The sequence below is a fragment of the Anaerococcus sp. genome, assembly GCF_022770135.1.
Taxonomy (GTDB): Bacteria; Bacillota; Clostridia; order Tissierellales; family Peptoniphilaceae; genus Anaerococcus.
The window spans coordinates 1-21,859 of record NZ_JALEIL010000120.1; the positions used below are offsets into that span (position 1 = coordinate 1).

The following is a 21,859-nucleotide window of genomic DNA, read 5'->3' on the forward strand; positions in this document are numbered from 1 at the left end:
ATCGCCAAAGAACTTGATGATATAGTAGCTGAGTATAAGGATAAGTTTGCAAGTGTAGATAACAAGAAATTTATCGTTCCTCACCAAGCTTTTGGCTATCTTGCTCGTGAGTTTGACCTAGAACAAATCCCTCTTAACTCCCTAACTTCAACTGGAGAGGCAGATGCTAAGGTTCTTAAGGAAGTATCTGACCTTGCTAAGGCTGAAAAAATTAAGACAGTTTTCTACGAAATGGGAGGATCTGATAAGGAAGCGAAGACTCTAGCAGACGAAATCGGTGCTGAGGCTAAGCCAATCAATACTCTCGAGTTTGCTACTGACGAAGAGCTTTCTTCAAACAAGACCTACCAAGAAATGATTAAGGAAAACCTAGAAGCAATCTACGCTTCACTATCATAGGTAAAATAAAAGCAAGATTTTACAAAGACTATAAAAAATAAAGAGCCTAGGGGTATAATTAAGTATATGAAATTACTAGAAATTAAAAACTTAAAGTTTGGTTATGAAGAAAATTTAATACTAAATGATATAAACCTAGAGCTCGATAAGGGTGACTTTCTTGCTATAAGCGGAGAGAATGGATCAGGAAAATCGACTCTAATTAAGCTAATCCTAAAAGCTATGAAGAAGGATTCTGGAGAGATTAATATTTTGGGTAAGCCTATCGAAGAATTCGATGATTTCGAAAAGATTGGATACGTCCAACAGGTAAATGACTCGGCAAAGATTGCCTTTCCAGTAACTTGCAAGGAATATGTAAGCCTGGGCCTTTATAAGGAGTTTAATTTCTTCAATATGGTGACAAGGAAGATAAGGCAGAAGACAGAAAATGTCTTCGAATCCCTCGCTATTGAAGACTTGATGGATAGGCCCTTCAACAAGCTATCTGGCGGTCAGCAACAAAGGGTAATGATTGCAAGGGCCCTTGTTTCGACACCAGATATCCTAATCTTGGATGAGCCAACTGTTGGAATTGACGCAAGGCATAAGGAAGATTTCCTAAATCTTTTGCTTCACCTAAACCAAGACCATGGGATAAGTATCCTTATCATAAGCCATGAGATGGATCTTATTAAGGATTTTGTAACTAAGACTGTTGTCCTTAAGGAAGGGAGGCTAATTAATGCTTAAGTATGATTTTATGGTAAGAGCCCTTCTTGCAGGAGCCATGCTTGCTGTTATTATCCCAATGATTGGTGTGGTGATGATAAATAGGAGGACTTCCATGATAGGAGATGCCCTAAGCCATTCATCCCTTTCTGGTGTGGCTATTGGTTTAATCCTTGGGGTCAATCCCTTGTGGACTTCTTTAATAATATGTATACTCGCAAGTTTTGCTATAGAGATTATTAGAAGAAGGTTCGACCAATATGGGGACATGGCGACAGCAATCGTGATGAGTGCAGGGATCGGCCTTGCGGCTGTTCTTTCAGACTTCACTCCAGGAGGAACTAGCTTTGAATCCTTTATGTTCGGTTCAATTACGACAGTAGGAAAGGATGACCTAATTCTTATTGGGATTATATTTGTAGTGGTACTTGTAGTTTCCCTCTATTTTTATAATGCCCTCCTATATAATTCCATAAATCCGATGATGAGTAGGCTTTCTGGAGTAAGGACTGACCTTGTGGATTCCTTCTTCACCTTGATTACTGCCATAACAGTAGCGATATCTGCAAAGACGGTAGGTGCCTTGATGATAACCTCCCTTATGGTAATACCAGTGGCGGCCTCGCTTCTCGTTAGCAAATCCTACAAGTCATCCTATATCCTTTCTATAATCCTATCCCTCCTATTTATGATCTCAGGTATTAGCCTAAGCTTCTATAAGGGAGTAAAACCAGGCGGGGCCATAGTCCTTATAGCCATAGGATTTTTGATTATAGTTTCTCTTATTAGTCTTATTAGAAAAAAGATTATGGTTAAGAAATAATTGAAATTTAATAAATTTAACTTTAGGCAGGCTGCGGCCTGCTTTTTTGATACGAATTAATGACAGGTAAAAGGGGAGGGACTTTATAGTATAGTGTATATATAAGGAAGGTATTATGAAAGTTATTATATCACCAGCAAAAAGATTTAAACATTTTGACAATAGAAAGACAGATAAGATTTTATTTGAAGATAAAACTCGAGATCTTGTAGAAAGGATTCAAAAGCTAAGTCTAAACGAAATAGGCAATCTCAATCAGACCAATGATGAGCTAACTGAGAAGGTTTATTTTGATTATAAGGACTTTGATTTTGACCATTTAGATAATCCGGCTATCTTTTCCTACGATGGCTTGGTTTTTAAGCAATTTTCGGAGGAAGACTTTACTGACCCAACCTACTTAAACGATCACGTCTATATAATTTCTGCCCTTTACGGGGCTCTTAAGCCATATTCTGGCATCAGGGACTATAGACTCTATTTTGATAACAAGATGATCGATCTCTATGATTTTTGGGAAGATGATATCTACAAGGAAATCTTTAAGGATGGAGAGCTTGTGATTAACCTAGCTAGCAAGGAATATTCTAAGGCCATCAGACCATTTCTTAAGGAAGGCGATCAGTTTATTAATATTGATTTTAAGGATGAGAAAAACGGCAAGGTCAGATCAATAGTTGCTTGGACTAAGCAGATGAGGGGGAAATTCCTCAAGGAGATTATTACAAAGAAGATAGAAGATCCAGAAGAAATCAAGAAAATTGAAATCGACGGATATGCCTTCGATCCATACTTATCTACCGGGGATAATTTCGTATTTGTAAGGAGGAAGTCGTGAGACTCCTCCACCTATCAGACCTTCATCTAGGGAAAAATATCGGAGCTTATTCTCTAATCGAAGAGCAAGCCTTTGCCTTAGCTCATATTATTAAGATCATAAAAGAGGAAGATGTCGACATAGTGATGATTGCAGGAGATATCTTCGATACTATTATTCCAAGTGCCGAGGCCATGGATCTTTATTCTAACTTCATTGAAGAGATAGTATTCGATTTAGGAAAGAAGGTCCTAGCTATTTCTGGCAACCACGATTCATCAAAGAGACTTGATATCAACAAGAGATTCTACAGGTCCAATAATTACTATCTAGTAAGTGAATATGACAAAAATCCCATTAGTTTTGAGGATGATTTTGGGAAAGTAAATTTCTATCTCATTCCCTTTATTTCTATAAATAAGGCTAAGACAATATTTGATTCATCCATTGATAATTTTACTGATGTCTACAAATATGCCCTTGCATCTATTGACTATAAGGATAGGAATGTGCTTATTACTCATTGCTACGCTTCAAATATGAGTTCATTTGATAAAGAAGTCTATGACGAAGGCCAGAAGCCTTTAACTATCGGAGGAACTGACTCCATGGATGCAAGTTTGTTTGAAAATTTTGACTATGTAGCCTTGGGCCATCTCCATAGGGCGCATTTTGTCCTAGATCCTAAGATTAGATATTCAGGGACCTTTATGAAATATTCCTTTGATGAGGAAAATTTAACAAAGACAGTTACCTTAGTCGACCTTGAAGATGTGGCTCAAATAAGAAAAATCGAAATCCCTTTCTTGAGGGACTTTGTCACAAAAAGGGGGATGTTCGATGAAATCTTAAAGGAAGAAAGATCAGACGACTATATCAAATTTATCCTAGAAGATTCCTATATTCAGGAAAATGCTATGGCAAGACTAAAGGAGAAATTCCCAAGGGCTGTGTCTATCACTTATGCCAATAAGGCGGTATTTGAGAGGGATGATAGCCTCGATGTGGACATAGAAGACAAGAACTTGCTAGAGCTTTTTGCTGAATTTTATCATTTCAAGATGGACGAGGACCTTAGCCAAAAGGACATTGAACTTATACAAAGGATAGGCTTATGCGACCAAGAAGACTAAAAATGAGAGGTTTTATAACCTACAAGGAAGAAGTCGATATAGACTTTACGACTCTTTACGAGAAGAAAATATTTCTAATATCGGGAGCGACAGGTTCCGGCAAGACCAGCATTTTCGATGCAATAAATTTCGCCTTGTATGGGAAGGTAGCAAGAGAAATATCTGCTGATATGTTGAGGTGCGATTTCTTGTCGGAAGAAGATCCTTACACCTACGTATCTCTTGACTTTGAGGTAGGAGAGAGGACCTATAGGATAGAAAGAATCCCAAGGCAAGTCGCAAAAAAGACTAAAATCGGTCAAAATATTGCAAACGCTGTAAGTCTATACGATATTACAGATGATCTTACTCTTCTAAGCGAGAAAAAAACTGAGACAGACGAGATGATCAAAAATATCATAGGTCTTGACGACAAGCAATTCTCCAAGGTGATGCTCCTAGCCCAGGGGAAGTTCCAGGAGTTTCTATCAGCCAAGTCCACTGACAAGGCCAAGCTTTTGGGAGATATATTTAAGACCTATGAATACAAGAACTTCCAGGACCAAATCAAGGACATGGCCAAAGATAGTATCCAAAAGATGGAGTACATAGATAATGGTCTCGAAAATATTATTTCTTATAATGAAGAAATATCGGGCCTAATTGATAGGGACTTTATTATAACCCACGACTTTCATGAAATGGAAAAGGTCCTTGGCCAGGGAAGATCAGAATATGAAAGTAAGTCTATTCTCCTTAAGGAAAGGGAGGAGGATATAGATAAGTCTATAAAATCTGACCTGGGGGAGCTTCAAAAGGCAGAGATAGATAATTCAAATATCGAAAAATACAATGAAATAGTAAAAAGCCTAAAAGAAGAAAGAGAAAAAGAAAGCGAATACAAAAAGCTAAGAGATTTAATAAGAAAATCAGAGCTCGCAAATAATATATCAATCTTTGAGAAAAACTACCAAGCTGCCCTTACAGATATCGATAAAAACAAGGCTAATCTCGAAATCTTGAAAAAAGATGAGAAAAGTGCTCTTAAAACAAAAGAGGAGGTAAGGGGAAAGTACGAAAAGCTTGCCGAGAATAGATTAAAGCTTGATAAGCTAAAAAGAAAAGCAGAAGATATAGAAAATACTATCCTTTCCTTAGAAAAATTCAAAGAGGCTGAAAAATCTTACAAATCTATTGAAGAAAGGACAAAGCTACTCGATCAAAGTCAAAAGGAAAGAGAAAGTCTAGAAAAGGATTTGGCAAAAGAGCGAGAGATATTTGACCTAAATAACGAGCTTTTGGGAGAAATTGCTGAAAAGGGAAGGTCTGAGAGTAAGAATCTATCTAATCTTGAGGAAAATATAAGAAAAGAAGAGGAAGATTTAAAAAAGCTAAGGGAGATTAAAGGCTACGAAGAAAGTCTCCTATCCTTATCCAAAGAAAAAGATAAGCTTGAATCCTCTGAGCAAAAGGCCAAGGAAAATGAAGATTTACTTATAATCAACAAGCTTATAGATAGGACGAACGAAGAGGGAATCTGCCCAGTATGTGGAAGTAAGCATGTTGAAACAATAGGAAAGCACCTAATAGAAGACTACGACCTAGATAAGTTAAGAAGGGAACTTATAAGTAGCAAGGAAGCGATTAAGCTTCGACAAGGACAAGTTGAAAAAATCAGGAAGGAAATAATATCTGATAAAAATATAAACGAGCTTGAGAAAATACTTACAGAGAACTACAAGAGAAAAGAAGAAATCGAGAAAAATATTAAATCCTTAAGGGAAAATTATAAGCAAAAAGATCAGGCGAGACTTAGTTTTAAGAAAAAACTCGATAAAATCTACCAGGACCTAGAAGAGAAAAAGAAAAAAGAGGAAGAACTTAAAAGGGATGCTCAAAATAATAAAGAAATTGAGATAGCTTATCTAAGCCAAAAGGATAAGATGAAAGACCTATCCAAGGAAAGCCTAGTAGATGAGAAAAAAATTCTAGATAAAGAAATATTAGACTTGGATAAGGATATTACTGAAGTTAACAGAAACTATCAAAATGCAGAGCTTAAAATTAAGGAAATTCAAATCAAGATAGAAAATATCCAGGAAAATATCAAAGACCTTGACCTAAGAAGGGATAAGTTCAAGGAAGAATTTGATAAAAAGCTAGAAGAAAACTTTGATAATCTCGCTTCTTACAAGGAAGCTCTAGAAAATCATTCTAAACTAGCTGGCAAAAAAGAAAGAACCGAGGAGTTTTTCAACAATTTGGAAAGACTTATGATAAGCGAGGAGAATTTTTCTTCCTACAAGAATATGGAAGTAAGAGACCTTGAAAAGTTAAGAGAAAAAATCAAGTCAAAGGAAGATGAGAGAGATATAATAAGGAATCAAAATTCAGAAATCAACACTAGACTCGATAATTTCACCAAGGTTATAGCTAGGCTTAAGCTTTTGAGGAAAGATTATGAGATGAATATGAAAGAAAATGAATCTCTAGCCAGACTTTCCGAGGTAGCTGATGGGTCTTTCGGTAAGGTAAAAGGCAGGGAGAAGATTGACTTTGAGACTTTTGTCCTAACTTATTATTTCGATAAGGTACTTAAGCTTGCCAATATGAGGCTTTTGGATATGACTGACAATCAATTCTCCATGGTAAGAAAGTCCGATACGACAGATCAAAGATCAAAGACCGGTCTAGATATAGAGATCCTCGACGCTAATACTGGAAAGATGCGTCCAGTATCGACTCTTTCTGGAGGAGAGAGTTTCCTCGCAAGTCTTTCCCTAGCCCTAGGCCTATCTGATGAGATTAGTATGGAAAATGGGGGAGTTAGGATCGATACCCTCTTTATAGATGAGGGCTTTGGAAGTCTGTCCAAGGATTATCTAGCAAATGCAATTTCAGCTATAGAAAAGCTCGCCTATGAGGATAAATTCATAGGACTCATATCCCATGTGGATGAGCTAAAAGAAGCAATCGATGCGAAGATTTTGGTTTTCTATGAGCCAAGCGAGGGATCAAAAGTGGAGGTAGAAGCATGATAGAGACAATTATTTCAAGATATCCCAAGGAGATGTCTACTTATATTTACAGGAAAATCGAAGAAGACTTAAAAAATGGCAAGAAGGCTCTTCTTATAGTGCCAGAGCAATACACCCTCCAGACGGATATTAATTTTCTTAAAAATATTTCCTATGAGGCGGTAATGGATGCCAAGGTCTTAAGTTTTTCTTCTCTTAAGAGCTATATTGGAGAAAAAATCGGTCAGGCTAATGAGAAATTCCTTACAAAAAATGGGAAAATTATCCTAATTTCCAATATCCTCCAAGATATGAATGATAAGCTAAGCCTTTTTCAAAATAAATATTCCAATATAGAGTTTGTGAACAATATTTCATCTTTAATCTCATCAATCAAGGACAATGCCTTTGACGAAGATTTCTTCAAGAAAATTGAAGAGACCGACGATCCTATTACGAAAATTAAATTTAAAGAAGTAAAGATGATCTACGATGCCTATGAGAAAGAGATTTCTGGCAAATTTATAGACTCTGAGGATAGCCTTTCTTATATTATAGAAAAGCTTCCTGACTGTGACTTCCTAGCTGACACAGTCTTTTACTTTGATAAGTTCGATAGCCTATCAGAGCTTAAGCTTTCCTTTGTCGAAGGTCTTATAAATAGGGGAAATGAAGTTTTCTTTAGTCTAAATCTCGATACAGAATTTATTAATAGCAAGGTTTTTTCTGACTTGGAATTTTTCGACTCTACCGATAAGCTTTATAGGAAGCTTAATGAAATAGGAAAGACCCACGATAAAGTACTTGATAATACGAGCCTTGAGAAGGAAGATATAGCCCATCTTGCTAGAAACTTAGAGAGATTTGATCCTAAGAAATTTGGGGGAAGTCCTAATAATATTCGTTTCCTTGAAAATCCATCGACTAAGACAGAAGTTGAAAACACTGCAAGAATTATAAATTATCTAGTAAAAGAGAAGGGATACCGCTACAAGGACCTAGCTATATACATTTCTAGTGAAGACGAATACAAAAACGAAATCGTAAAGGTCTTCAACAGATATGGTCTGCCGATCTTCGTGGATTCTGATAGGAAACTTATAGACAATCATATAGTAAAGACGTTTTTAGCTATATTAAGGCTCGTGATTTATAATTTCAATAGTCAGGACTTAAGTTATTTTCTAAGGTCAGGTCTATTTAGTTTCTCAGAAAACTTTGAGGAAAAGGCCATAATTCTTGAAAATTATATCAAAAATAGGAAGATTAAGGGCAAGATGTTTCTTGAGGACAAATATTTTGCCTATGATGAAGATTTCTACAAAAATCTCTACGAGAATGATCCCCAAAGTGAAGAGAAACTAGGGGCAAAGACTTATGAATACCAAGTTATAAATGAGCTAAGAGATAGGATTTTGGATCTACTTAAGCCTCTCTTAGAGCTAAAAGAAGAAAAGACCAGGGATATTTGTATAGGAATCTTTAATATTATAGATGATAGGGACATAAGAAGGGGGATAGAAAGCTTCCAAGAAATCCTAAAGGAGAGCGGAAGGCTTGACGAATACAAGGAAAACGACCAGGTCTGGGATAAGTTTGTAGAAATACTTGAAGAGATAGTAGATCTCATGGGAGAAAGGAAGACGAGTCTTAGGAAAGTTTACTCCTTGATTGAAGCGACATGTAAGGACATCAATGTTGGAATTATCCCACCTAGTAAAGACCACATCGAGATAACAAGCTTTGCCAGGGCGAGGATTGCCGATAGGGGAGTAAACTTTGCACTAGGGCTAAATGATGTTTTCTTTCCATCGACAAATAGGGAAGACCTCATCGTAGGCAAGGGAGAAAAGGATAAGCTAAGGGCACTAGATCTTGACCTAAAGGTCTTTGATGAAGACTTCGAAGAGCGTGAAAAACTAGTATTTTATAAGCTAATTACCATATCAGATAAGCTCTTCTTATCATATTCCCTTGCCAATAGGAAAAGTGAAGCTATCAATAAATCAATCATCCTAAATTCCATTATGAATATCTTCTCTGATAGGAAAGGGAAGACTTACGGTATGGTTTATGGCAATGACCTGGGTCTTTCTATAGAGAAATTTTCTTATCAGACAATGGAAGTGAGAGCTCTAAGAAGTATAAGACAGATGATGAGAAATGAGCAGGTTGATGAAAATGATAGGGAAATTGCTAGGGCCTTTATCAAATATCTTAAGGAAAATAACTCATATGAGTTAATAGAAAAGGCCTTAAAATTTACTAATGATAAAGAAAATCTAAGAGAAGACTTGGCCGCTAAGCTCTATAGGAAAAACCACTTCAATGTAAGCGAGATTGAAAGCTATTCTAGGTGTCCTTACAAGTATTTCGTAAACTACGGCCTAAGGCCAAATATAGACGAAAGCTATGAAGTAGACCACATGGAGGTGGGTAATATTGTCCACAAGCTTTTTGAAGATATTTCTAGAAACTTATCAGAAAAAAACATAGAAGAGCTTAAGGTAAGTGATCTTGAAGATATTTTGATAGCAAACTTTAAGGAAGCAACCCTTAAAAATCTCGATAAGACCAGAAGGGAAGACCCTAGAAATAAATTTATCCTTAACAATGTCTTGAATTCTGCCAAGAGAAATTCAGAAAAGTTAATCGACCAGGTAAAAAGCGGGGACTTCAAAATCTATGCTGTAGAAAAAGACTTTGGCTACGAAAATGAAGACAATCTGCCAAAAGTCTATGTTGACGATAAAAATTATCTGAGGGGAAGGATTGATAGGATCGATAAGGCGGGTAATTTCGTTAGGATTATCGACTACAAGACAGGCAATAAGACCTTCAAGATTATAAATCTCCTAAACGGCCTAGACCTTCAGCTTTTAGTTTATATGATGTCGGCTACAGAAAACGAAAAAGACCTTATGATTCCAGTAGGATCATTCTACATGCCCCTATATGATGAGATGGAGTCTGTAAATAGCGAGGGATATTCTCCTGAAACCTTGGAAAAGGCCATGAATGATAAGTTTAGGATAAATGGCCTTATAGTTAAGATTAACGAAGAAATCTTTAAGATAATAGATAAAAATGCTGAAAGTCCAAAGGAGTCAACTATCCTTGATTACAAGAACTCTGACGTTCTTAGCCCTGAAGAAGTGACCAAGCTTGAAAAATTTGCCAAAAATCTTGTTGGTCAATTTATCAAAAACATCAAAGAAGGAGATATCAGCCTTAAGCCTTTAGCCTACGATTCTAATAGGAACGAGTGCCAGTACTGTGACTTTAAGGGAATATGTAAGTTTGACGAGACGATTGACCAGCTTCGTTACAGGAATTTTGATAAGGATAAGACAATAGAGGACTTGGGAGGTGAAGATGACTAAGATGGAATTTAGCAAAGACCAAAAGGATGCTATAGAAACTAGGGGTAAAAATATAATAGTTTCAGCGGCGGCAGGATCTGGTAAGACCAGTGTCCTCGTAACGAGGATTATCCGCCTACTCATAGAAGATAGGAAGGATATAGGAAGTTTTATCATAGTTACCTTTACCAACAAGGCCTCTGTCGAGATGAAAGATAGGATTAGGTCAGCCCTTGAACAAGAGCTTAAGAAAAAGGGAAGCGATCTTAAGTTTATCAAAGACCAGCTCAAAAACTTAAAGCATGCCCAAATCAAGACACTCCACTCCTTCTGTGCGGATATGCTAAGGGAAAACTTCTATTATTTCGACGATCTATCTCCAAACTTTAAGGTAATAAGCGAAAACACGGCGACAATCCTAAAGTCGAATGCCATTGATGAGGTTTTTGATAAAAGATATGAGCAGATGGACCCTGCCTTTGAGAACTTCCTCCATAACTTCGCGACAAATAAGTCTGATAGTGGAGCAAAGGATATAATACTTAAAACTTACGAGAAAATCATGGCCGAAGTAAGGCCGATTGCTTGGCTAGATCAGGCGACTTCGGAAGGATTTAAGCTTGATAAGTTTAAGAATACTGTAAAAGAAGAAATGGATCAAATCCTAGACTTAGCTAGGACCAACTACGACTTTACCATGGGCCAAGCTATGCGTGACAAGCACCAAGAGCTAATCTTCGATGACTTCTCTCAAATCAATGACCTTACTATCTTACTTGATGAGGATTGGGATAAGTTTATAAGAAAGATTGGTAAAATTAAATTCGGAAGGATATCTAAGTCCAAAAAGGATGTCGAGGAAGACTATAGTTTTATTAAGGATACCAGAGACCTCTACAAGGAAGATATCAAAAGTGTGGGTAAGTTTGTGACAAATACAGATAGCCTAACTATGGAGCTTTTTGCCAAAAAAGAAGAGGATCTCCTTTCTGAAATCAATATCTTGGTCAAGGACTTTATGAAGGTCTACTCAAGGCTTAAAGAAGAGAAGGCATATCTAGATTTTTCTGATATGGAGCATAAGTTTATCGACCTAATCGATATAGAAGAAGCTAGAAATAAACTTAAGGAAACTTACAAGCATATATTCTTTGACGAGTACCAAGACTCGAACGAAATCCAAAACTACATTATAGAAAAGCTTAAGGGAGAAGATAATCTCTTCTTCGTAGGAGATGTCAAGCAGTCCATCTACGGCTTTAGGAGGGCTGAGCCAAAACTTTTCCTAGAAAAGCTAGAAGCTTACGACAAAGATGAGGACTCAGTTAGGATAGACCTTAACAAGAACTTTAGGTCCCAGAAGGAAGTCCTAGATTTCGATAACTTCATCTTCGATAGGCTAATGACCAAGGAAGAAAGCGACATCGACTATAGGGATGGAGGCCACAGACTTAACTTCAATAAGAATGAGCAAAGTGCTTACGAGAGGGCCAATATAAAGGTCATCGATAGTAATATTCGTGAAGAAGACTATCTAGCCCAACTTATCGAAGAGATTAGGGCTATGGGCTACGATTATCGTGATATAGCGATTCTCTTAAGAAGTGGGGGCAAGTCTTATGTCTACGAAGAGGCCTTCAAGAAGGCGGAGATTCCTTTCTTTAATGATATAAGCAAGGTTTCCTTTAGGGCGGTAGAAGTTACATTTTTCATAAATCTATTAAAATATTTGGTCAATCCAAAAGACGACCTTACTCTACTATCTATTCTTAGATCTGAAATCTTTGATTTTGATGAGGATGATTTGGTTGAGATTAGATTAAGGTCTAGTTCATATTCCTTTACTAAGGCCTTTGATGAATATGACAAAGATGAGGAAATAATTGAGAAAATTAATGACTTTAAGACTGTATTTTCTGACTTAACTTATGTCAAAAACCTCCTTTCACTTTATGAATTTGCCAATTATGTTTTCGAAAAGACTGGATTTTACGAATATTTATTGGCAAGAGATAGGGCAAGTGACAGGATAAACAATGTCGAAAGCTTTATAGATATCATGGATGAGTATGACAGGACCAATGACAATGGACTATTTGGCTTCTTGGACTTTGTCGATTCCCTTTCCATGAATCAATCAGATAATATCCAAACGACAAGAGAGCTTTCCGAGGCGGAAGACCTCGTTAGGATAATGACCATCCATAAGTCCAAGGGGCTAGAGTTTCCGGTAGTTATCCTTGCAGATGCTGGTAAGAGATTTAACAACAAGCACTTGCGTGAGCCGATTGTATTTGATGATGATTTGGGAATTGGAATCAATCTTTCTGATTATGAAAACAAGTTGAGATTCTCTTCACTTAGGAAAAATCTCATCAATGATAAAATCACTAAGGAAAATAAGAAAGAGGAGATGCGAATCCTCTATGTAGCCATGACCAGGGCAGAAGAGATGCTCTTTATAACTGGCGAGAGGAATCTTAAGACAGTAGGAAGGCTTAAGGGGAGAATTGACTTTCTCAATATGAATACCTACATGGATTGGATTCTTTCTATTATTTCAAGAGATAAGGTCTCAGAAGAATTATTTGAAGACTATGAGACCAATGACCTAGACAGCCTAGCTTCTCTTGAAGTAATAGAAGAAAGTGACCCTATAGATAAGTTTGAGTCTAAGGATATCACAGATTTTCTGGAAAGTAGAGATGTAAATCAAGAAATTTATAATAAACTTAAGGAAATCTTTGATAGTCCTTACCCTTATGAAGATCAAACAAGGGAATCTATCAAAAGATCTGTTACAGAAATAAGCAAGGACTTCGATCCTTCCCTTGATGGCTATAGGCTTCCTAACTATGAGGAAAACGAGCTTGCAGGAGACTTTAGGAAGGCAAATTTCATAAGAGAAGAAAAATTCTACAAGGCTGTTGATAAGGGAACTATGATCCATAGAATTTTCCAAGCCCTAGACTTCAAGGATTATGATAAAGTAAGTCTTAAGGAAGAAATCTATAGACTTATTAGGGAAAAGAGGATTGAGGAAGATAGCTTGGACCTAATAGAATTAGATAAAATCCTGGCCTTTTTCGAAGATCCTTTCATCAAGGACCTATCCAAAATGGCTACAAATATCAGAAAGGAAGAGTCTTTCCTTATGACCTACGAGGATTATTATGTAAATGGTCAGATAGATTTGATGTTTGAAATAAATGGAAAGGCAGTTCTAGTCGACTTTAAGACCGATAGGACTAAAAGAGAGAGCTTATATGACAAACAAATTCAAATTTATAGACAGGCTATAGAAAAGTCTTTAGGAAAAAAGGTAGAGACGTCTCTAATCTACTGGTATAACTTTAAGGAATTTACAAAAATCGAATAAGAGCAAACTAAAAAACGACGAGAATAAAGCTTATCTAAGTTCCTTCTTCGTCGTTTTCATTTATTCTTCTGTATTTATTTTTGTATCGTCGTATTCGATGTAGTTAAAGTAGTGGTCGATTTCGTTTAGGTTTGCGTTTTGATAGATTGTAGTCATCTCCTCGTTCATCTCTCCTATTAGGGCTAGGATAAAGACACGGAGGGACTTTTGGCCAAAGAACTTATCCGATATATTCATCTTCGCCCTCCTTACAGCTCTGGAGTGGGCAATCGTCTTTGCAAGGTCTACTCCTGTGATGGAGCTCTTTTTAGTAATAAATCTTGAAAAGAAATCTAAGAGATCTCTTAGGGTATCGACTCTCATTATGAGATACTTATAGGCAAAGTTTACCGGAAAGCCCTTGGTTTGGATGAGCCTTTCAAAAAACTCCTTCTTCGATCCATTTCTTTCAAGGATAATGGCCTCAGTAACTGTATCAAAGACTTCATTTATTTCATCTGCTGCATAGTCAAGCACTATATTTATAATATCGTAGTCGGGATCATTTATATTATCTATCATTTTAGTCACATAGGATGGACGCTTTTCATCGCTAGTTGACCTATATTGGTAGATATAATTACAAAAGTCATAGAAAGTATGACCTTCATTATCGATTGGCATGGAAAATATTTTAGATGAGACCTTATCCATGGCTGTGATTACAAAGTGAGGACTTAGGATTTTTTCGGCCTGGCCTATGATTATATCGATTGCTTCTTCTATATTTCTAGCCTTTATAAAGAGTGTATTCATCAAGGCCTTGACCCTAAACTCATACTCGTAATTTAAGTTGCTTATGACAATTCTTCCTATAGATTTGCTGTAGATTGGGAAGTAGTCAGCAATTTTTGGAAAAACTATATCATTCATATAACCCTTGTATGGAATATCCATTCCTGTTTTTGACCTAATATTATCTATAATTAACTTTTTAAAATCCATCTTATCGAAGAGGGGATTGTTGGCTTGGATTCTTATATAGTTGTGGATTACTTCTTCTAGGCTAAGCTGGTTGGTCATGGTGTGAAGGATTGCGTCATCGATTATTTCTTCCTTACCATGGTAGTCAGTGAAGGAGAAATTATCTATAAGCTCAGTTGTAACAAAAACTTCAAAGCCGTGATCTGTATAGGTTTTGTTGTTGATTTTTATATGCCTAATAGGAAGGGGGTAGGTTATGGTCGATCCTGTTTGGATATCATATATAGTATTTCCAACTTCGCTTGTGTATTTGGCTGTTCCATTTTCGTGAAGATGGCCAGTAAAGACAAACTTAACCCCGCTATCTGCGAGGATTTCTATTGGAGTCTTGCCATTTATCCTAGGATCATCATCTTCGAACTTATCCCTCCATTCTTTTATGATAAAAGGGGAGAAGGCAAGCTCTTGGTTTCTGAAGTTTGGGAGAAGGGCGTGGTGGGCTACGACAATTACCATATCCTTTCTATCTTTAGCTTCTTCGATTTTTCTAAGCATCCAGCGAATTTCTTTTTTCGTAATAGAACCAGAAATATTTTCTCTGCCATCCCTATGTTTTTCTTCCCTATCAGCCGAGTAAATCGAAGTATCAAGCATTATTAGGCTAAGTCCATTACTATCTAGATAGTCCTTTTTTACCCTTGCTACATAGGAAAAATATCCGTGGGCATAGTAGGAATATTTTACGTCTCTGTCGTATTTCTTATTGACAAAATCCAGATAAGTCTTAAAAATTTGACTATCTCTGTAAAACTCTAGTATGGAATCATCTTCATAGATAAAGTCATAGATTTCTTCAAATTCTCTTGGACTAACATTTCTAGTCTTCTCGTCATTAGAGTAGTCATAGGCCCTGTGGCAGTTGATGTCGTGGTTACCTGGTGTGAGAAAGATCTTCCTCCTAGGATCTTTATCCTTCCAAGCTCTTAAATAATCTGCGACTAGCTTATGAGACTTATACTCTCCTTCTTTGACCATATCTCCAGGAAGAATCAGGTAGTTACTGCCTGCTCTGTCTACAATTTCTAGGGCACGCTTAAAAAGCCCCTCGCTTTCAACGACAAGCTTTCTTTCTACCTTAAGCTCCTTGATGAAACTTTCGCTAGGTCCCATAAGTTCACTTGCAAGAACATGGGGGTCGGATATTATCGATATATCAAAATCTTTTATAGAATTTTTTTCTGCATCTTTTATAACTTCTTTCATACTTCTATTATACTTAGAATGGCTTAAATTACACTAATAAAAATAGATTTGCAAATAATAAAAAGCAAAGTATACTAAAATAGTAGTATATATGACCTTGATAAGAAAAGTACATATAAGAAAAATTTTTACAGAGAAAACCGTTAGCTGAGAAGGTTTAAAATTTTTATATGGAAGTGCATCTTTGAGTCTTGTGGCTGAATTTTTAGGCCATGACAGTGCGAGTGTTATATCGCAAATGAGATTTCTATATTTATTTATAGAGATGAATTTAGGTGGAATCACGGCTAAGCTCGTCCTTTTTTAGGGACGGGCTTTTTATATGCTATAAATATATAGAAAAGGAATATGGATAGAAGGAGAATATGAATTTATCTAAGAAAATCATCCTAGCTTCTTCACTAGTTTTACTTACTGCCTGTTCTACTTCCAAGGCAGAAGTAGAGAAAAATTTAGTGAATGAAGAAATAAAAGATCAAAAGATAGAAGGAAATTTCCAAGAAGAAGAGATTATCGACTTTGATGATCCTAACTTTAATATAGAAAATGTAGATTATGATTCATGTTGTAAATAAAAGGGGATATTATGAAAAATAAGAAATTATTAGCTGCTTTACTATTAGCGTCAATAAGCTTAACAGCTTGTGTGAAAAATGGGGAAGACGCACAAACAGAAACTAAGACAGAAACTAGCCAAGAACAAGCGAGCCAAGGAGAAAGCCTTGTAGATAAAGAGCACAGCATCAAAGATGAGCCAAGATACGGAAGTAAAATTAGAATTGGCTTTGATGGAGACCTTTGTATAGCAGGACAAAATATAGCAGAGATAGAAGGCTACTACAAGGAAAGAGGTCTTGATGTAGAATTTGTAAATACAAAACAAGGTAAGGATGCTCTAGGAACTGGACAAATTGATGCTATGACAGGAGAGTTCGGTGGACTATTGGTTCCGGCTACTAAGGGACTTAACTATGTCTTTTCAACATCCAACCACTCAGGTTGTAAGTCACTTTATGTTCTAGATGAAAGTTCATATAAAGAAACTAAAGACTTGGAAAATGAATCTATCGCTGTAACAAACGGTATAGGAAATAGTGGGCACAATACCCTTTTAAGATTTTTATCTCACGATGGAATAGATTCTAATAAGATTAATGTAAAACCTGTAGATGCTTCTGCAGTAATCCAATCTTTGGAAAGTGGAGAGATAAAAGGTGCTGTTCTTGATGACCAATTCGCTCAAGAATTTTTACAAGCTGGAAAAATTAGACCAATAAGATCTCTGACAACAGATGAAGACTTCAAGGATGAAGTATGCTGTGTAACAGCCTTTAACAGAGATTTCGTTGACCAAAACCCAATGATTGCAGAGCTTGTTGCAGAGCAAATCGTAAGGGGAAGTCACTATGTTGCTGATAATCCAGAAGAAGCTCTAAAGAAACTTCAAGATAATAACCTAGCAGCAGGAGACCCTGAAGTTGCTACAGAGCTATTAAACACTTATGATTACAGCCTAGATAACGAAGCAGGCCTTGAAACAATTAGAGCTTACTTTGATGATTATAAGAAATTAGGTCTAATTGATGATAGCAAGTCTACGGATGATTATATCAAAGAATACTGGAGACCACTCGGAAATGGAGAAGTCGAAGTAGTTGAATAATAAGGAGATTTCATGCAAGATAGCAAATTTCTTAATGAAAATTTAAAAGAAAAGCTAACTGCAAAAGACTTGGAAAAACTAGAAAATGGTGATGAAAAGCCTTCGATAATTAGGCTTTTCATTCCCTTAGTCTTTGCAGCCTTAGCTATTCTAGAATTTATATATGTTAAAAATTATGATCCAGGTATAGAGATTACAAAACTATATCCAACTTTTCTAATGATTTTAGGAGGAATTTATTTAATTTCCCTTCTATTATCATTAAAGTTTGAAAAGATTAGGGATACTTTGAATAAATATTGGCCTTTATATACGGCGATTTTCGTGATATTTATTGTATTTGACTTGTTGACATTGAAGTTTAATATATTACAATTGCCATATTTCCCATGGCTAGATAAAGTATTTAATTCAATGGCAGCTGATAGGTCCTATCTCTTAGAATCAGTAATATCATCCCTTAAACTTTTATTTACTGGCTATATTATAGGAGGGCTTCTGGGAATAATTACAGGAATTCTTGCTGGTTACTTCGAGAAGGTTAATTACTGGATCGACCCAATCCTTAAACTTCTTGGACCAATTCCTACAACAACTTGGCTTCCACTAGTTATGGTTCTTGCCATAAATCTCTTTCAAGGAGCTGTATTTATCATAGCTCTAGGAGTTTGGTTTCAAGTTTCTCTAGCCACAATTACAGGAATTAGAAATGTAGATCCTTCATTTTATGAAGCAGCAAGGACCCTAGGAGCGACTAACAAGGACATGGTAAGAAGAATAGCAATACCATCTGCGATGCCAAATATCTTCCAAGGTCTAGTATCTGCAATGAGTGCTGCTTGTAACGCCCTAATCGTTGCTGAGATGATGGGAGTTGAGTCAGGACTTGGTTGGTATATAACTTGGAAGAGCTCCTGGGCAGATTATACCGCCATGTATGGGGCTATAATTCTTCTTGCAGTAACTTTCGTGATAGTTAATATTCTAATCAAAAAGCTAAGCGATAGAGTACTCGTTTGGAAAAGTGAGGGGACGATATAATGACAGAATTAGTATTTGATAAGGTAGGAAAATTATTTACAAGAGCTGACAAAAACGGCCTAACACACGCTATATCTGATGTAAGTTTTAAGGCCAAAGAGAAAGAATTTATATCAATAGTTGGCCCTTCTGGTTGCGGTAAAAGTACAATGCTAAGACTTATAGCAGGCCTCATAGGTCCAAGCTTTGGCGAGATTAGTCTAGATGGAGAAAAAATCACAGAGCCAAAGAGCAATAGGGGCATGGTATTTCAAAAACCAACCCTCTTTCCTTGGCTAACAGTTAAGGAAAATGTATCATTCTCAACTGACCTTAAAAATAAAACTAATGATAAAGAGGTTGATAAGCTTATAAAAAAGGTAGGACTAGAAGAGTTTAAGGACGTCTATCCATCAGCTCTTTCAGGAGGAATGGCCCAAAGAGTATCTCTTATAAGAACTCTAATCAACAAACCAGAAGTAATGCTTTTGGATGAGCCATTAGGAGCTCTTGATGCCTTCACAAGGATGAACATGCAAGATCTAATCCTTGACTTATGGCAAGAGGAAGAAAACTTAAACATAATGGTAACCCATGACGTAGACGAAGCAATCTATATGTCAACTAAAGTCCTAGTAATGCAAGCAAATCCAGGCAGGATTAAGAAAATAGTTGACATTGACCTTCCTTATCCAAGATCAAGGACAAGTAAGGAATTTACCGCTTATAGAAATGAAATATTGGAAGAATTAAATATAGATTAAGAAAAGACTCTCAGAATATTTTCTGGGAGTTTTCCAATGTGCAAAACATTTTGATAATCGTTTACAAATATTTATATATATTATATAATGATAGTAGAAAATAAGAAAAGGAGGTCCTATGAAAAAGAGAATATTAAGTCTTCTATCTGCTATTGCATTTGTATTTTTACTTTCATCATGCTCTAATGATAGTGAGATCAAGACTGCAGACGATTGGAAGGAGAAGTATCCAGATGTTTACGCTACATACCAAGCCAATGCCGATATGAGTGAAACAAAATTCGGTGGATCTGTCCAAGTAGACTATCTTGAAGAGTATCCAAATCTTAAAGAATTCTATGATGGCTATGGCTTTAGCAAGCAATACGATAGGGCAAGAGGACATACATACGCCCTAGAAGATATACTTAATACCAAAAGACCAAAGGCCGGAGCAAGCTGCTTGTCTTGTAAAAGTGCTGACTTCATCGTAGCCCTAGAAAAGGGCGGAGTAGATGTAAATTCTATGGACTTTGATGAGTTTGTAGAAAAAAATCCAGATATGTCTACCATATCTTGTTACGATTGTCATATGAACGATGTGCCAAGCCTACAAATTACAAGAAGCCATACCCAAAAGGCCATCGAGAAGGGAGAAATCCCATCTAATGCTGATCTTGAAACTTTAGCTTGTGCCCAATGCCACGTTGAATACTACCAAGATCCTGAAACAAAAGAAGTTATAATGCCTACTAAATACGGTCTAGAAACAGACGATATGTTAAAGTATTATGACGAGAAGGAATTTAAGGATTGGGAGCATCCTCAAACCAAAGCACCTATGCTTAAGGCTCAACACCCAGAGTTTGAGACCTTCCACGGATCAGTTCACCAACAAGCAGGACTTACTTGTATAGACTGCCATATGCCAGAAGTCGAAGGCGAAGATGGCAAGATGGTTAAGTCCCATCATTGGACAAGTCCACTCAAAAACAAAGAGACTCTAGAAAATACCTGCCTATCATGCCACGCTGGTAAGACTTCAGATGAGCTAATATCTTGGGTAGAAGAAGTCCAAGGTGAAGTTTATGATAGGACAAATGAAGTTAGTGATAAACTAAAAGTGTATATCGATGAATTAGCAATCCATATCGAAAAGGGAGACTTATCAGATGAAGATAAGGCAAAACTTCAAGATATTCATAGGAAAGCCCAGTTTAAATGGGACTTTGTCTTTGTAGAAAACGGAGAAGGATTCCATAACTCAACAAGTGCTCACAAGAACTTGGATGAGGCTGAGGCTCTAATCGATGAAGGTATGGAAATTTTAAATAAGTACAAATAAAATATGAGGACTCAGGGAGAAAACTCCTTATGAGTCCTTTTGTTTTAAAAGGAGATTTATGAAAAATGATAATATAATAAAGAGAATATTTAAGTCTTTTTATACTATGAAATTTGGAATTATACTTTTGATAATAATAGCCCTAGTCTCACTAATAGGAACTGTTATACCTCAAGGAAATGACCCGAGTTTCTATAGACAAGGCTATTCTCCGCTTATGGCTGAGGTAATACTAGCCTTTAACTTTGACAATTTATTCTTTTCTAAATGGTATATATTTCTCACAGGACTTTTACTAGTAAACCTATTCTTATGCTCAATCAATAGAGCAAGACCAATAATAAAGTCATCATTTAAAGATCCTGATATTAGTAAGAAAATTAAGAACTCGGATAAATTTATTGAGATTAGGAGTGAAAGTAATGACGAGAAATTGTTTAAGGACTTGGGATTTGGATCATTTAAGGAAGAAGTAATAGATGGAAAGAAAATACGCTATAAGTTCTCCAACAAAATCGGTCATTTGGGATCTTGGCTTACCCACCTATCAATAATTATAATAATACTTGCCTTTGGCTGCGGTAGGTATCTAGGCTTTGACGAATATATCTATGGAGTGCCTGGAGAGACCTTAGAGCTTGAGAATTCTGATTATCAGATTAAAATTGATAATTATAATGTTTTATTTAGAGAAGACTTTACGGTAGACCAATATATCACAGAGATGACAATACTTGATAAGGATGGGAGGACTGTAAAGGAAGGAACTTCCATGGTTAATCACCCTCTAAGATTTGATAAATTTAGCGTATATCAAAACTCAACAGGCTGGGCTGTGGATGCACTTTTGTTTAAGGATAAAAAATCTTATAAGGAGAAAATCCTCTATAACTCTGAAGTTTTTGTGGAAGACGATAAGAAAATCGCGCTTCAATTAGTAGACTTCTATCCAGATTTCGATTCTACTAACCCTACTAAGCCAAAGACAAGCTCTCCATTTTTGAAGCATCCTGTAGCCCTCTACGCCTTATTCTATGATGGAGAAAGGGTTGATATGGGACTAAACCATGTAGGAGATCCGATTGAATGGGAAGAGTACACCTTTGTTCTGGAAAATCCTAGAATGTTTACCCTACTTCAAGTAGCAGATGACCCGGGAACGCCCTTTGCCCTTGTAGGTGGCATAATCCTACTTATTGGTTTATTCTTAGCCTTCTATATGAATCCAAAGGAAATGATTAT

15 protein-coding genes and 1 other annotated feature are annotated in these 21,859 nt (G+C 36.4%); of the genes, 14 read left to right on the forward strand and 1 reads right to left on the reverse strand.

Features of this window, described 5'->3' with window-relative positions; translation table 11 throughout:
* The 8 genes from MRZ08_RS06230 to MRZ08_RS06265 all read left to right on the forward strand — a co-directional run.
* A partial coding sequence (locus MRZ08_RS06230) for a zinc ABC transporter substrate-binding protein (protein WP_297380662.1) occupies positions 1-399 on the forward strand: 399 nt, incomplete at its 5' end.
* A gap of 66 nt (positions 400-465) precedes the next feature.
* Positions 466-1,131 (forward strand): ATP-binding cassette domain-containing protein, encoded by a 666-nt coding sequence (locus MRZ08_RS06235; protein ID WP_297380666.1) that lies wholly within the window; start codon positions 466-468, stop codon positions 1,129-1,131.
* Entirely contained in the window at positions 1,124-1,933 is an 810-nt protein-coding gene (locus MRZ08_RS06240) for a metal ABC transporter permease (RefSeq protein WP_297380669.1), read from the forward strand. Before MRZ08_RS06235 ends, MRZ08_RS06240 begins: the two co-directional genes overlap by 8 nt.
* A gap of 115 nt (positions 1,934-2,048) precedes the next feature.
* Positions 2,049-2,771: a YaaA family protein gene (locus MRZ08_RS06245; protein WP_297380672.1), complete on the forward strand. Its 723-nt coding sequence runs from the start codon at positions 2,049-2,051 to the stop codon at positions 2,769-2,771.
* Complete coding sequence (locus tag MRZ08_RS06250) at positions 2,768-3,883, forward strand: exonuclease SbcCD subunit D (RefSeq protein WP_297380675.1); 1,116 nt, start codon at positions 2,768-2,770, stop codon at positions 3,881-3,883. Before MRZ08_RS06245 ends, MRZ08_RS06250 begins: the two co-directional genes overlap by 4 nt.
* A complete protein-coding gene (locus tag MRZ08_RS06255; protein ID WP_297380679.1) occupies positions 3,865-6,900 on the forward strand; it encodes an AAA family ATPase in 3,036 nt (1,011 codons plus the stop codon). Before MRZ08_RS06250 ends, MRZ08_RS06255 begins: the two co-directional genes overlap by 19 nt.
* Positions 6,897-10,262 carry a PD-(D/E)XK nuclease family protein gene (locus MRZ08_RS06260; RefSeq protein WP_297380681.1) on the forward strand — a complete coding sequence of 1,122 codons (3,366 nt, stop codon included), beginning with the start codon at positions 6,897-6,899 and terminating at the stop codon, positions 10,260-10,262. The genes MRZ08_RS06255 and MRZ08_RS06260 overlap by 4 nt, the downstream gene beginning before the upstream one ends.
* A complete protein-coding gene (locus MRZ08_RS06265; protein WP_297380684.1) occupies positions 10,255-13,620 on the forward strand; it encodes a UvrD-helicase domain-containing protein in 3,366 nt (1,121 codons plus the stop codon). The genes MRZ08_RS06260 and MRZ08_RS06265 overlap by 8 nt, the downstream gene beginning before the upstream one ends.
* 60 nt (positions 13,621-13,680) lie before the next feature.
* On the opposite strand, the gene MRZ08_RS06270 is transcribed toward MRZ08_RS06265, so the two are convergent.
* Positions 13,681-15,846 (reverse strand): metallophosphoesterase, encoded by a 2,166-nt coding sequence (locus MRZ08_RS06270; RefSeq protein WP_297380686.1) that lies wholly within the window; start codon positions 15,844-15,846, stop codon positions 13,681-13,683.
* A gap of 88 nt (positions 15,847-15,934) precedes the next feature.
* Positions 15,935-16,150, forward strand: a binding site (T-box leader).
* Positions 16,151-16,211: 61 nt separating this feature from the next.
* Between MRZ08_RS06270 and MRZ08_RS06275 the strand changes: the two genes are divergently transcribed.
* The 6 genes from MRZ08_RS06275 to MRZ08_RS06300 form a co-directional block, all read left to right on the forward strand.
* Positions 16,212-16,421 carry a hypothetical protein gene (locus tag MRZ08_RS06275; RefSeq protein ID WP_297380689.1) on the forward strand — a complete coding sequence of 70 codons (210 nt, stop codon included), beginning with the start codon at positions 16,212-16,214 and terminating at the stop codon, positions 16,419-16,421.
* An 11-nt stretch (positions 16,422-16,432) separates the two neighbouring features.
* Positions 16,433-17,509, forward strand: coding sequence for an ABC transporter substrate-binding protein (locus tag MRZ08_RS06280; RefSeq protein ID WP_297380692.1), 1,077 nt, complete (start codon positions 16,433-16,435; stop codon positions 17,507-17,509).
* 12 nt (positions 17,510-17,521) lie between these two features.
* The gene (locus MRZ08_RS06285; RefSeq protein WP_297380695.1) at positions 17,522-18,550 is read left to right on the forward strand and encodes an ABC transporter permease subunit; all 1,029 of its coding nucleotides are present in this window, start codon (positions 17,522-17,524) and stop codon (positions 18,548-18,550) included.
* Positions 18,550-19,293, forward strand: coding sequence for an ABC transporter ATP-binding protein (locus MRZ08_RS06290; protein WP_297380698.1), 744 nt, complete (start codon positions 18,550-18,552; stop codon positions 19,291-19,293). The genes MRZ08_RS06285 and MRZ08_RS06290 overlap by 1 nt, the downstream gene beginning before the upstream one ends.
* Before the next feature lie 118 nt (positions 19,294-19,411).
* Positions 19,412-20,617, forward strand: a complete 1,206-nt coding sequence (locus MRZ08_RS06295; RefSeq protein ID WP_297380701.1) for an ammonia-forming cytochrome c nitrite reductase subunit c552 — start codon at positions 19,412-19,414, stop codon at positions 20,615-20,617.
* Positions 20,618-20,675: 58 nt separating this feature from the next.
* Positions 20,676-21,859 (forward strand): cytochrome c biogenesis protein ResB (locus tag MRZ08_RS06300; protein ID WP_297380703.1); only part of this gene is annotated, 1,184 nt, incomplete at its 3' end.